10 protein-coding genes are annotated in these 13,976 nt (G+C 36.9%); all 10 read right to left on the bottom strand.

Annotated features, from left to right (window positions below):
- Positions 1-3: 3 nt before the first annotated feature.
- A complete protein-coding gene (lepA, locus tag RYO55_RS07705) occupies positions 4-1,803 on the bottom strand; it encodes a translation elongation factor 4 (protein WP_119562946.1) in 1,800 nt (599 codons plus the stop codon).
- 38 nt (positions 1,804-1,841) lie between these two features.
- Positions 1,842-2,903, bottom strand: a complete 1,062-nt coding sequence (mnmA, locus tag RYO55_RS07700; RefSeq protein WP_314984917.1) for a tRNA 2-thiouridine(34) synthase MnmA — start codon at positions 2,901-2,903, stop codon at positions 1,842-1,844.
- Between the two features lie 198 nt (positions 2,904-3,101).
- On the bottom strand, positions 3,102-4,340 hold the full coding sequence (locus tag RYO55_RS07695; RefSeq protein ID WP_314984915.1) for a methionine gamma-lyase family protein: 1,239 nt from the start codon (positions 4,338-4,340) through the stop codon (positions 3,102-3,104).
- The gene (miaA, locus tag RYO55_RS07690; RefSeq protein ID WP_314984914.1) at positions 4,337-5,266 is read right to left on the bottom strand and encodes a tRNA (adenosine(37)-N6)-dimethylallyltransferase MiaA; all 930 of its coding nucleotides are present in this window, start codon (positions 5,264-5,266) and stop codon (positions 4,337-4,339) included. Before miaA ends, RYO55_RS07695 begins: the two co-directional genes overlap by 4 nt.
- The gene (locus RYO55_RS07685) at positions 5,266-6,075 is read right to left on the bottom strand and encodes a class I SAM-dependent methyltransferase (RefSeq protein WP_314984912.1); all 810 of its coding nucleotides are present in this window, start codon (positions 6,073-6,075) and stop codon (positions 5,266-5,268) included. The genes miaA and RYO55_RS07685 overlap by 1 nt, the downstream gene beginning before the upstream one ends.
- A gap of 1 nt (position 6,076) precedes the next feature.
- Positions 6,077-8,122, bottom strand: a complete 2,046-nt coding sequence (gene mutL, locus RYO55_RS07680) for a DNA mismatch repair endonuclease MutL (RefSeq protein WP_302498645.1) — start codon at positions 8,120-8,122, stop codon at positions 6,077-6,079.
- Complete coding sequence (gene mutS / locus RYO55_RS07675) at positions 8,122-10,755, bottom strand: DNA mismatch repair protein MutS (protein WP_314984911.1); 2,634 nt, start codon at positions 10,753-10,755, stop codon at positions 8,122-8,124. Before mutS ends, mutL begins: the two co-directional genes overlap by 1 nt.
- A 26-nt stretch (positions 10,756-10,781) precedes the next feature.
- Positions 10,782-11,582, bottom strand: a complete 801-nt coding sequence (locus RYO55_RS07670) for a class I SAM-dependent methyltransferase (protein ID WP_295814168.1) — start codon at positions 11,580-11,582, stop codon at positions 10,782-10,784.
- 230 nt (positions 11,583-11,812) lie between these two features.
- Positions 11,813-13,126, bottom strand: a complete 1,314-nt coding sequence (gene miaB / locus RYO55_RS07665; RefSeq protein WP_314984910.1) for a tRNA (N6-isopentenyl adenosine(37)-C2)-methylthiotransferase MiaB — start codon at positions 13,124-13,126, stop codon at positions 11,813-11,815.
- Between the two features lie 8 nt (positions 13,127-13,134).
- Positions 13,135-13,976: Asp23/Gls24 family envelope stress response protein (locus tag RYO55_RS07660; RefSeq protein ID WP_314984909.1), on the bottom strand; the 842-nt coding region annotated here is incomplete at its 5' end.

Below are 13,976 nucleotides of genomic sequence, written 5' to 3'. Positions count from 1 at the left end.
ATATTAGTCCTCAACCTTGAGAATCGCCATGAATGCTTCTTGTGGAATCTCTACAGAACCGACAGATTTCATGCGTTTCTTACCGGCTTTTTGTTTTTCAAGTAATTTACGCTTACGAGAAATATCACCACCGTAACATTTAGCCAAAACGTCTTTACGCCATGCTTTTACGGTTTCACGAGCCACAATTTTTGTGCCTACCGCAGCTTGAATAGGAATTTCAAACATTTGACGGGGAATGAGTTCTTTTAATTTTTCTGCCAATGCACGACCACGTGTAGCGGCGCGGTCCTTATGTACGATAATGGACAATGCATCCACAGGATCACCATTTAATAGAATATCCATCTTAACCATTGGAGATTGTTTATAACCAATCAATTCATAGTCAAGGGATGCATACCCTTTTGTAGCGGATTTTAATTTATCAAAGTAATCATAAATGATTTCACTCAATGGTAAATGATAAACGACAGATACGCGTGTTTCATCTAAATATTCCATAGATTGGTATTCACCGCGTTTATCCTGAGATAACTCCATGATAGTACCAACGAAATCTTTAGGTACGATTGTAGTTGCTTTTACATATGGTTCTTCAATATAGTCAATTTCCGTTGGAGGTGGTAATTTAGCAGGATTATCGACTTCAAGCATTTCCCCATTTGTTTTGTACACTTTGTAATTTACAGATGGAGCGGTCGTAATAAGCGTCAAGTTATATTCACGTTCTAAACGTTCTTGAATTACGTCCATGTGCAAAAGACCGAGAAAACCACAACGAAAACCAAAGCCCAATGCCAAAGATGTTTCTGCTTCATATTCTAAGGCAGCATCATTTAGCTGTAACTTTTCTAATGCATCCCGAAGGTTTTCGTAATCTTTAGACTCTGTTGGGTAAAGGCCACAGTACACCATGGATACGGCCTTACGATAACCAGGCAAAGGTTCTGATGCAGGATTATTAGCTAATGTTACAGTATCACCTACGTGGCAATCTTTTACATTTTTGATGCTAGCTGCAATACAACCTACCGAGCCACAAGGTAATTCTTGTACTGGTACGAGATTTGGTGTAAAGATACCAAGTTCTGTAACATCAAAGTCCTTTTTATCATGCATCATGCGAATAGTATCTTTTGCTTTTATGGACCCTTCTTTTACGCGGACATAGGCAATAGCACCTTTGTACGCATCAAAACGGCTATCAAAAATTAAGGCTCTTGTTGGCTCATCAGATTTATCTGGTGGTGCAGGAACTTTATTTACAATGGCTTCTAAAATATCCGGGATACCGATACCTGATTTAGCAGAACATAGTACAGCATCAGATGCATCTAAACCAATAATATCTTCAATTTCTTGTTTAACGCGATCAGGGTCTGCTGACGGCAAATCAATCTTGTTAATAACAGGAATGATTTCAAGATCATGTTCTAAAGCGAGATACACATTTGCCAACGTTTGCGCTTCCACACCTTGAGCAGCATCAACAACAAGTAATGCCCCTTCACAAGCTGCAAGAGAACGAGATACTTCATAACTGAAATCGACATGGCCTGGAGTATCGATGAGATTCAAGATATATTCTTCACCATCTTGCGCTTTATACAAAATGCGAACAGATTGCGCTTTAATAGTAATACCGCGTTCACGTTCGAGGTCCATGGAATCCAAAACTTGAGCCTCCATTTCACGTTTTTGTAATGTACCAGTATATTCAATTAATCTATCAGCGATGGTAGATTTACCATGGTCGATATGGGCTATAATACAGAAGTTTCGAATCTTTTTCGTTGACATACAATGTAAACAAGTTCAAAGAACTTGCATTCTCCTTTCTAACATACGCGATCGATAACAGCACCTCCCAATAATTGAGTGCCATTATAAAAGGCTACGGACTGACCAGGGGTAATCGCCCGTTGTGGTTCTTCAAAGATAACCTCCATCGTATCATCATCTAAAATACGTGCAGTACAAGGGGAAGGATTGGCTGCATAGCGAATCTTACCCTCCGCCTTCAATTCTTTGTGAATTGTATCATCTAAAAAGTTATAGAACTTACAAATCATTCGATTTGTAAAGAGTCGTTCGTTAGGACCTACGATGACCTCGTTACGGTCACCATTAAAACCAATAACATATAATGGGTACTTATACGCAATACCAAGTCCCTTACGTTGACCAATAGTGTAATTAAATAAGCCATTGTGCTTACCTAACACTTCACCATCTTCGGTAACGATATTACCAGACTCTGGCTTTCCCTTCATTTCTTCTGCCACCAGCTTTTGATAGTTTCCATGAGGCAAGAAACAAATATCTACACTATCTGGTTTCTTAGCTACTGGTAAATTATATTCAGCAGCTAATTTACGTGTTTCAGTCTTACATTGACCACCTAATGGGAACATAAGATGACTCAAAATACGTTGGTTCATATTGTACATAACATAACTTTGATCTTTTGTAGGATCAACACCTTTATGTAACTCATACAAACTCGTTTCTTCATTATAATTAACTTGTGCATAATGACCAGTAACCATATGGGTGGCACCGAGTTCAAGAGCACGGTTAAGCATCAAATCAAATTTAATATTTTTGTTACAAAATACACAAGGATTTGGCGTACGACCATAGGCATATTCTTTTACAAAATAATCTACTACATTTTCGTAGAATACATCACGAGCATCGATTACATGATGCTCGATACCAAGAAAATCACACATTTTCTTAGCATCTGTTACAGCAAGAGGCACCTCATCATAGGGCGTGCCACTCACCCATAACCATAGAGTAATACCAAATACTTTATAGCCTTGTTTTAATAGCATTGCAGCAGTTAGAGAACTGTCTACGCCGCCACTCATAGCTACAGCGATAACTTTTTCCATACTTTCTCCTTTTAATGATCGCTTGATCATAAAACTAATCAGGGTGAAAGCCTGACGTGTAAAACACTAGTTCGGTGTAAAAGTCCGAGTAGTATTGCTATAAAATTATAGCAACTTATATTATAGCCTAGAACTAGGTACATTGAAAAGATTTGAAATAAAAAGATCCCCTTCTCTAAAAGAAAGGGATTCTAAATATTATCTATGTTTTAATAACTCTTCAGCAGCTCCTAAAATACCGAGCATGGAATGTTCAAATACTAAACCACCTTGCATAAAAATCGTATATGGTGGACGTATAGGCCCATCTGCACTCAGCTCAATAGAAGACCCTTGCACAAAAGTACCTCCAGCCATAATAATTTTATCTTCGTATCCCGGCATGTCACCTGGAATTGGATGTACATGAGCATCTACAGGAGAGTAAGCCTGCATACCTACGCAAAAATGCTCCATTTCTTCTCCATTTTTCAGATTGATAGCTTGAATCAAATCATAACGATCTGCATCTACCTTAGGGAATACATCATAACCTAATAACTCACCTACAGCTGCAGTATACACAGCGCCTTTAAGCGCCTGTAATACTACGTGAGGTGCCATAAATAAGCCTTGGAAAAACAAACGATACCCAGGTGCATAAGAACCCATATGATCACCTAAGCCAGGAGCCGTCAATTGATACGCTGCATCTTCTACAAGATGTTCACGACCTACGATATAACCACCTGTGGGCGCTAAACCGCCTCCCGCATTTTTGATGAGCGAACCTGCCATGATATCCGCACCAGCCTCTAAAGGTTCTTGAAGCTCTGTAAACTCTCCATAACAATTATCTACAAAACAAATCGTATTCGGATTTTTAGCTTTTACAGCATCTACAATAATCTTAATATCTGCGATAGATAATGGCTCACGTGTGCTATAGCCGCGAGAACGTTGAATAACCACTACTCTAGTATTATCATTAACAGCTTTAGCAATGGCATCTACATCATAGCTATTATCTTTCAAAGGTACCTCTGTATAGGTAAAACCCTTTTCTACTAAAGAACCACGCACTTCACGAGATGCTCCGATAACAGATTGCATCGTATCGTAAGGAGCCCCAACTGCGTAGATAAATTCAGTCCCTTTTGAACCATTCCCCATTAAGGAAATCAAAGTTGTTGCTAGTGCATGGGTGCCAGAAACAAAATGCGGTCGTACAATTGCCTTTTCACCTTTAAATACATATGCAAATACTTCATCTAATTTCTCACGGCCTACATCATTATATCCATAGCCTGTAGTACCAGTAAAATGGTAATCAGATACTTGGCATACTTTAAAGGCTTCTAATATTTTTTTTGTATTGGCCAAGGCAATAGGTTCAAACTTTTTAAATTCAGGTTCAGCCATCTCAAGGGCCTTACTACGTATTTCGTCTAATGTCATGCTAGTCCTTCTCTACAAATTAAATCCATAGCTTTATTAAATATATATTCTTTTGATGTATTACTATCAATGTGAATCCATTCTATATAAGGCATCCGTTTATACCAAGTTATCTGGCGCTTAGCAAAATGACGTGTATTCTTCTTGATTAAATCACGACATTCATCTAATGTTATACTGCCATTTATATAGTCTACAACTTCTTTATAGCCAATACCTTTAAATGCTTGACAATCTGGTTTCACACCAAATTTTATGAGATGTTCCACTTCTTCAATCAAGCCTGCATCAAACATCATATCAACGCGTAAATTGATGCGTTCATATAGTTTATCACGGTCTCTCATGAGTCCGATAACAGGCCCTTTATAAGATAAACCAGCTTTAGTTTGATTTCGTAATGAATCTACATCACCATAGTGCAAGATCTCAATGACACGATATAAACGATGCTTATCACTATATTGAATTTCTATATTATGTTCTGTTCCTAAGGTGAAAGCATATTCTCGTAAGCCTTCAATACCTTTGGTATTATATAGCTCATCTAGTTCTGCTCGTAAACTTTCATCAGGCTTAACATCATTAAAGTTATAGTTTTCCAATAATGATTGAACATAAAGCCCTGTACCACCAGACAGAATAGGAAGAATATTTCTATCTTTTAATCTTGCAATTATCTCTTTAGCTTGATTTTGGAAAATAGATACCGAATATGAATCATTTGGTTCCAGTATATCAATGAGATGATGTTTCACCCGATTAAGTTCATCCACCGATGGTTTAGCGGTACCAATATTAAGTTGTTTATATACTTGGTAAGCATCACCAGAAATAACCTCGGCATTAAGTTGTTCAGCTAATTCCAAGGTAAGATCCGTTTTGCCCACCGCAGTAGGTCCAACGATAGTAATTAAGGGATTCACTATAACTCCTTCATATATACACCATAGCCTATGCGGCTATATTTGCCTCCCACCCATTTATGAGGTGGATATTTCTGAAAGACCGAACTAAACGGTCGTTCTTTAATGATAACACCACAAGAGGCAACACGCATAGCCTCCTCCATGATTTTATCATCAATATGACTTTCCATTGTATGTCCACGAAGTGGTTTAAATTGAGGACTCTCTTCTACAGGAACCTCAAACATGGGGTCAAAATAAATAATATCTATACTATCATCTAGAAGATTAGGTACATAAGTTTCAAAAGTATCATGACTTACCTCAATGCGACGTAATGCATCCGTCACACTTTTCACATTATGCGAATAATGTGCTAAACCATAAGATGTGGCAAGCCAAATAGGTAAAGAACCTTCTAGGCCTTTTATTTTAGCCTGAGGAAAAGTATAGCTTACAACAATACTGTCACTGCCAAGACCAATTGTACAATCAAGAAACGAAAACTCTTCTTTACCAAGCGGATGATTAGCATTTAATATTGTTTGTACAGCATTAATTAAATGATCCCCTTCTCCACGTTGTAAACGTAGTATACGCAATTGAGCCATGGATAAATGAAAACTATGCTGTTGATTATTGGGAAAATGAATGGTTAGGCCATTACCAGATAGAACCGCAATGTAATCACATAGATGTGCGTCAAATAATGCTGGTATAGATAATTTTCCTCTTTTTATATAAGTCATATGCATAGAGGAAGCCAACACTTTGGCTTCCTCTTGAATGGCCTTATTAGATTTTTGGGCTGTAGTTAATATATTCATGTTAAGACCGTAAGAATAATTTACCTAATTCATCAGGTGTAAATTTGATTATCGTAGGACGACCATGAGGACATACATATGGTTTTTCGGTACTAAATAAGTCCTCAATTAAAGTAGTCATTTGATACATATTTAAATTATGACCTGCCTTGATTGCCCCTCTACAAGACGCATAGGCTAACATTTCATGTCGTAATTGAGCCTTAGTAGGCTGTTGATGATCATGTAAGTAAGAGAATACATATTGGAGAATTTCAAAAGCTTTTGACTCTACCAAATCTACAGGAGCCCCTACTAATTTTATCTTAGTAGGACCACCCAACTCTACATCGAAACCAAGATCAAGTAATGTTTCTCGTTCTTCTTCTACTAAATTCATTTCATCATCTGTGGCCTCATTATATTGAGGAACCAAAAGAGATTGCATAGGAATCGATTCAGAAGACTTACACAACTTATCATAACGCACACGCTCATGTGCCGCATGTTGATCTATGATATACAGATCATCACCTTTTTTAGCTAATATATAACAAGACGCAACTTGGCCCATAGGTAGGAAGCCAGAGTTTTGAATTGTCCGTTCCTCCACATCTTGTTCACGGATGTCATGAGATAAAGATTTAAAACGTTCTATATCCTCTTTAGTATAACTAGTATATTCCTTAGGAACAGCGTCAAAACTTTCATCTATAAAGGATGATTGTTCATAAGTTGTCTTTGGTGCAGGTGGTGTATACCCCTTAGTTTTGAGATTCTCCACAAACTGTGAAGTTTTATCGCGCAAAACTTCATAGCCTTTTGTACGGCGTCCACCAAAGACTTTATCATAATCTATAGCTGTGGCTATATGTTCTGCAGACTGCATCTCATCATGTACAGCAGAAGGTGCTCTGTAAGAATCATAAGTGCTATTACCATGTAAGGATGTTCTATCAGAACTAAAACTATTATTTATACTACTGTTACTACTATCAGTAGTATTACCATTATCATCAGATATATTAGCAGCTGTACCAGTCATATAAGATGATGACTCTCGTTCGTATCTCTCATGGAGTGGATTATTTAGAGCATTTAAGATACCGTGATAAACGGCTTTAAATATAATCTTATCATCTGAGAATTTAACTTCACTCTTGCGAGGATGTACGTTTATATCAACCATTCCGGCAGGCACAGTAATATTTAATACCACCAAAGGATGACCATTTTTCGGTAAAAGTGCATGGTATGCATTATCGATAGCCTTCATTATAGTTTTATCAGAAATCACTCGATTATTGACGATGATGGTCTGCCATATCCTTGTGCTTTTAAGAAGTGTCGGCTTACTCACTACGCCATCGATATAAATGGAGTCACTTTCATAGGCAACTGTAAAAATATCATCCTTGGTTTTATATCCGTATAATGCAGCTACAGTATCACTAATATTACCATTTCCTGGTGTAATAATTGACACCCGATCATCGACGATAAGCTTAAAAGAGATATGTGGATTACTTAGTGCTAATTTCCCCACGATATCTTGAATCTTAGAGGCTTCTGTACGCTCAGTTTTTAAGAATTTACGACGAGCCGGCGTATTATAAAACAAATCTCGAATTTCGATAGTCGTACCTGGTGCCGCACCATAAGGAATACAATCGGTAAAAGTGCCTCCATCAACAGTAATACGAGTTCCCAAGTCAGAGTCTGCTTTACGAGTGATTAAAGAGAAATGAGATACAGAGGCAATACTAGCCAAGGCCTCCCCACGGAAGCCTAGGGACGCAATATCAAAGAGGTCCTCTACTTGTTGAATCTTAGAGGTTGCATGACGTAGAATCGCCAAGCGAGCATCCTCTTCCGTCATACCAATGCCATTATCGGTAATACGCATGTATGCTACACCACCATCACCAATTTCAATCTCTATATTGGTAGCTGACGCATCAATAGAATTTTCAATGAGTTCTTTAATAACTGATGCGGGACGTTCAACGACTTCACCGGCAGCTATCTTATTGATTGTCGTTTCATCCAATACATGAATGGTTGCCATTATTTCCCGCCTCCTTTACGAGCCTCCTCTTGTAGTTCATATAATTTATTTAATGCTTCAATTGGAGTCATGCTCATTACATCGACTTCCAATAAGCTATCTACTACGGAATGTGTAAATAAATTTCCTAGTGGGGAATCACTAACTTGTTTAACAGCTGGTTTTGCTACATTAGTAAGTTGAGCCCCCATAACTCGATTATTTAAGTCACTTGCATCGTGACTTTGATCTTCCAAAGATTCCAAAATCACTTCAGCTCGTTTTAATACAGAATTAGGTAGGCCTGCCAGTCTAGCTACGTGAATACCATAACTGCGATCAGCACCACCTTTAATGATACGGCGCAAGAAAGCAACATCTTTCCCTTTTTCTTTAACCGCAACGGTATAATTTTTTAATTTACTATAACTTTCCTCTAAGCAAATAAGCTCATGATAATGTGTGGCAAACAATGTCTTGCTATGAATGTGCTTACAAATATGTTCCACTACGGCTTGTGCAATACTTAAACCATCAAAGGTACTCGTCCCCCGACCAATTTCATCAAGAATAATCAAGCTATTGTGAGTAGCATTCTCTAAGATATAAGCTACCTCTTTCATTTCCACCATGAACGTACTTTGACCAGTAGAAATATCATCACTAGCACCAACACGTGTAAAAATACGATCTACAGGAGAGATAGAGGCCTCACGAGCGGGAATAAAGGAACCAATCTGTGCCATAATCATTAAAATAGCCGCTTGGCGCATGTAAGTAGACTTACCTGCCATATTAGGGCCTGTAATGAGTAAGAATTCCTCATCATCATGATTTAGAACAATATCATTTGGTACGAACACCTCTCGTTTTAAAAACTTTTCAATAACCGGATGGCGACCATCACGAATATTGATTTGACCATTCATAACAATAGTTGGACAAATATAGTTTTCTTCGTATCCGACTAATGCTAATGAGCATAATACATCAAGGTCTGCAAGAGCTCGAGCGGTTTCTTGTACCTCTTTGATAACCAGTTTGATATCATTGCGTAATTGTTGATATAGTTCGTGCTCCAACGCAATAATTTTATCTTTTGCACTGAGAATTTTAATTTCAAACTCTTTCAACTCAGGTGTAATATAACGTTCAGCATTGGCCAAGGTTTGTTTTCGAATAAAATAATCTGGCACTTGTTCTGATTTACTATGTGATACTTCAAAATAGTAACCAAACACTTTATTATAACCAGTCTTAATTTTTGAAAGCCCTGTAGCTTCTTTAATATCCGCTTCCATCTTGGCAAGCCATTGCTCGCTATTAGTCGCTAAAGAACGTAGCTCATCTAAATCAGCATTAAAGCCATCTTTAATAACTCGACCATCTTTTAATGTCAACGCTGGTTGCTCTGCAATAGCACGACATAATAAGTCATAAATATCTTTATGATCTTGAATGCGTTCATTAATCGACGTTAAAGCTAAACTTGAACATGTACTTAATACATTCTTAATATCCGGTAAAACTGCTAATGATTCACGAAGGGCTGTTAAATCTCTTGGAGATACCGATCCGGTTTCAACACGACCTACAATGCGTTCAAAATCGTAAATACAATCTAAAAAGCTACGAATATGAGAGCGTTCAGCACCGCGTGTAATGAGTTCTGCCACGGCTGCTTGGCGACGTTGAATTTGATTTACATCAGTTAACGGACTTTCAAGCCATTGTTTTAAAAGGCGTGCCCCCATTGGTGTCAAGGTACGATCTAGCACATCAAGTAAAGTACCTTTTTGACCGCCATCACGTAAATTGTGAGTAATTTCAAGGTGACGCAAAGAAGATGTATCAAGAATAAGGCGATTACCTACACTTAATTGATGTACATAGTTGATATGAGAAATTTCAGACTTAATTATATCTTCTAAATATAAAAGCATATAACCTAAAGCTTCCCATACATCCTCTTCCATAAGGCCTAAATCACCAAAATGAGTTACAGCTTTTTCAGCTACTTCACGCTGTGTATAGTATGTAGAAAAAGGAGAAAATACGACATTACTAAATTGATTTTCAATAAAATCTCGAATATCTTGCGGTAATATCGTTCCTTCAGGCAATATGATTTCACTTGGTCGATACATGCTGAGTGCATCATACATATCACTACGTTTTTCACAATTTGTAATGCGATGCCAAATAACTTCTCCTGTAGATACATCGGAAAACACAAGAATCCACGCATCTTTTACCATATAAAATAATGATAAAAAGTTATTTGATCGTGCATCGTTGCCATTTTCTGTCATCACCGTCCCCGGTGTAATGACTTTTATAACATCGCGCTTAACGATGCCCTTTACCGCTTTTGGATCCTCTAATTGCTCACAAATAGCAACCTTATACCCCTTTTTAACGAGCGTTTCAATGTAGCTTTCAGCAGCATGAAAAGGAACGCCACACATCGGTGTGCGTTCCTCATCTCCTGTAGGTCGACCTGTTAAGGTAATATTAAGTTCACGAGATGCAACTAACGCATCATCATTAAATAATTCATAAAAGTCACCTAAGCGAAAAAACAGTAATTCTTCAGAGTATCTAGATTTAATATCTAAATACTGTTCCATCATAGGTGTTTGCTTTTTACTCATTTTCACCTCATATATTATGAGTCATATCACAGATTCCGCTTATATTCGTATATACCCATGCGGTTATTGAACAAATATATGAACGGATACAACAATTTATAAATAATAGGCGCTAAGGACAACATACTTCCTGTAAAATTAATCAGTCCAGTTTGTTTAAGTTTAGGATTCATATCTACAATTTCATGACCATCCTTACTTCCCCATTGAAAAGTAACATCCATTTTACTAAGCATATCATGTTGTTTACTACGTTTTGCCACGTAAGGAGAAATCATATCAAGATATAAGGTAAATTCTTCAAAAGAATCAGTCAGTAATCCTAAGAATTGCTTCATTTCATCCAGTGTAAGATACATAACTACCCCTTCACTAACAAGCAATAGTTTTCGGCCATTTATCTCAATATTTTTAGTCCACAATTCATCAGTTATAGAGCTCACTACGTTATGTACTCGTTCATGAGGCTCAAAAAATTGTGAACGTGCCTCAATTACTCCGGCAAAATCGATATTATACCAATCAATATAACCGTTGTCGACTCGATAAAACATAGTATCTAAACCGGCACCTAATGATACGACGATACAATCTGGATAAAGAGATATAAACTTTCGTATCTCATTATCGATAACTTTAGCCCGTCCTAAAATACCATAATAGGACATCTTAACATCTTTAAATTGATCAAAATCATACTCAATCTGATTTATAATCTCCCAGGATTTTTTATCCTTCAATACGGATTGTACAGACTCGTAATCTTTTGCTCTCGCATATAGTGTCAATAATGCCGTTTCGCCTACAGCGTTTAAATCTAAATTCATAGTTACACCTTCTTTATAGAAAATATGATATCTAAATGGTGTTCATACCTATGAAAGTCATCAATATACAACTTTTATATTATTCTATTATTATAACACACATGATTTCTAATCAGTATCTATGATAAAAAAAGAACATCGTCACCATATGTTTGGCACACTAATTTTAGATAAAAAATCTAACCTTAGAGTTAACATAATAGTGACGAGTTCTCTTTAATTCTAATCGTTTATTTTAAAATACTACCATAACAAACCCATGTTTGAGCTTTATCGATATAAGCTGGTACAGTTTGACCGATTGATAAGGACTCGTCTTTTGGTAATAAAACCATTTTATTACCAGACGTACGACCGAACCACATATCTTCATCACGAGGACTTGGTCCCTCTATAATAATATCAAATACTTGTCCTTCCATAGATTTATTTAATTCATAAGAAATTTCATTTTGTACATCCATCAATGTCTGCAAACGAACGCGCTTAACCTCTTCAGGAATTTGATCATCCATAGTCGCTGCTGGGGTACCAGAACGCTTGGAATAGATAAAAGTATACGCCATATCATAGCGCACATCTTTTAATAACTGTAATGTAGCTTGAAAATCTTCCTCAGTTTCTCCTGGAAAGCCTACGATGATATCCGTAGTCACCACTACATCTTTTATTTTTTCACGACAATAAGAAAGCAATTCTTTATAATGCTCCACCGTATAATGGCGGTTCATTTTTTTAAGAATACGGTCAGAACCAGATTGAATTGGTAAATGTAAATGCGTAACAATATTAGAAGATCTACCAAGTGCATCTATCATAGACTTACTCATATCTTGAGGGTGACTCGTCATATAGCGAATACGTTCTATACCTGGAATACCATCAAGAGCATCAACTAATGTACCAAAATCTGTACCATCTTTAAAATCTAGGCCATAAGAGTTTACATTTTGCCCCAATAAAGTGATTTCTTTAAAACCTTTAGCCCCTAGTTCTGTAACCTCTTTAACAATAGCCTCTACAGGACGGCTAATTTCTCTACCACGTACATGGGGAACAATACAATAGGTACAAAATTTATTACAACCATTCATAATAGGTACCCATGCATAAAAAGAGCCATTTGGTTTTGCTTCTAATTCAGGTAATACAGTGTTATCCATATCTACGCTGATTTGATGCGTGTGACCGCGTTGTACCTCTTCAATCATCTCATTAATATGTTGAATATTATGAGTACCTAATACAATATCAATATGTGGAGCTCGTTTAAACATTTCTGCCTGATTTTTTTGAGCCATACATCCTGTAACGGCGATAATCAAGTTTTTATTATTACGTTTCAGTCTTTTTAGTTCACCTATGCGGCCATAAACTTTAGTTTCTGCATTTTCGCGCACTGCACAAGTATTTAACAAAATTAAATCTGCAGTTTCAACTTCCTCTGTTGGCGTATATCCAACAGACTCTAGCTGATGGGATAAGCGCTCAGAATCGGCGGTATTCATTTGACAACCATAGGTATAAATATAATAAGACTTCATTCTAACTCCTAAACTTTAACAATCTTACGTTTTGTTTCAATAATATTCTTAACTTTAATGGACATACGTTCAATAGACATGCCGGTAATATATTCAATTTCATTGCGAACAGATTTTTGTACCTGTTGCATCAATGGTTTAACAGGATATCCATGTTCAATAACTACAGCCATATCAACAACAAGACCGTTTTGACCTTTGTCGCTTTTTTTAAAAGAAATTATACTGGTCTCATCGACACCAGCTACTTTTTTTAACCCATTTCTAATCAATTTAATGATTACTTCATCATCAAAAGTGAGTCTACCATAGTAACTGAAAGCAGGACGTACAACAGAACGCTCAAAACCTTCAGAACCAATTTGACCTAATGTATCTTGGTCTTGTTTCTTCAAAGTGCGGCGACGCCACATGGTTTTAATTGGATCGATTAGATAACCTCTAAAGTGCGGCTTTAATTCCATTGTTGGAACAGGAATAATATGTTTGCCTTCTTTCAAACGTGCATGTTGTGCCTTTTCAATTTCCTTAGGTGTTGCAACATCTTCAATGCGAATATAACGATCAGGATTTTGCAAACCTAAAGCTTTAGTAATCTTCTTCACCATATTATCAGAGGTACCGATAATCATAAGTTTATTAGGTTTAATCTTATCTAGTTGCTCACGTACGGACTTAACTTGCACTTCATCTTGGAAAATAGCGCGTCGAACAGCTTTTAATCGACTAGACTCTTTTTTTGCAGAAAAGCCAGCCACGATTTTATTATCATGAATCAAAATACCATCATCGATAATACATTCAATTTTATTTTCATGAGCAACTACGAGTGCACGATGACTCTTACCTG

It is taken from the genome of uncultured Veillonella sp. (genome assembly GCF_963551295.1).
Taxonomy (GTDB): Bacteria; Bacillota; Negativicutes; order Veillonellales; family Veillonellaceae; genus Veillonella.
Note: the sequence above shows the minus strand (reverse complement) of the source record. Positions and strands in the feature narration are given on the sequence as shown.

Excerpts from the sequence above, each read along its gene's own strand:
- mutS (WP_314984911.1), bottom strand. The coding sequence starts at position 10,755 with ATGAGTAAAAAGCAAACACCTATGATGGAACAGTATTTAGATATTAAA.
- mnmA (WP_314984917.1), bottom strand. The coding sequence starts at position 2,903 with ATGGAAAAAGTTATCGCTGTAGCTATGAGTGGCGGCGTAGACAGTTCT.
- lepA (WP_119562946.1), bottom strand. The coding sequence starts at position 1,803 with ATGTCAACGAAAAAGATTCGAAACTTCTGTATTATAGCCCATATCGAC.
- miaB (WP_314984910.1), bottom strand. The coding sequence starts at position 13,126 with ATGAAGTCTTATTATATTTATACCTATGGTTGTCAAATGAATACCGCC.
- mutL (WP_302498645.1), bottom strand. The coding sequence starts at position 8,122 with ATGGCAACCATTCATGTATTGGATGAAACGACAATCAATAAGATAGCT.
- RYO55_RS07695 (WP_314984915.1), bottom strand. The coding sequence starts at position 4,340 with ATGACATTAGACGAAATACGTAGTAAGGCCCTTGAGATGGCTGAACCT.
- RYO55_RS07685 (WP_314984912.1), bottom strand. The coding sequence starts at position 6,075 with ATGAATATATTAACTACAGCCCAAAAATCTAATAAGGCCATTCAAGAG.
- RYO55_RS07670 (WP_295814168.1), bottom strand. The coding sequence starts at position 11,582 with ATGAATTTAGATTTAAACGCTGTAGGCGAAACGGCATTATTGACACTA.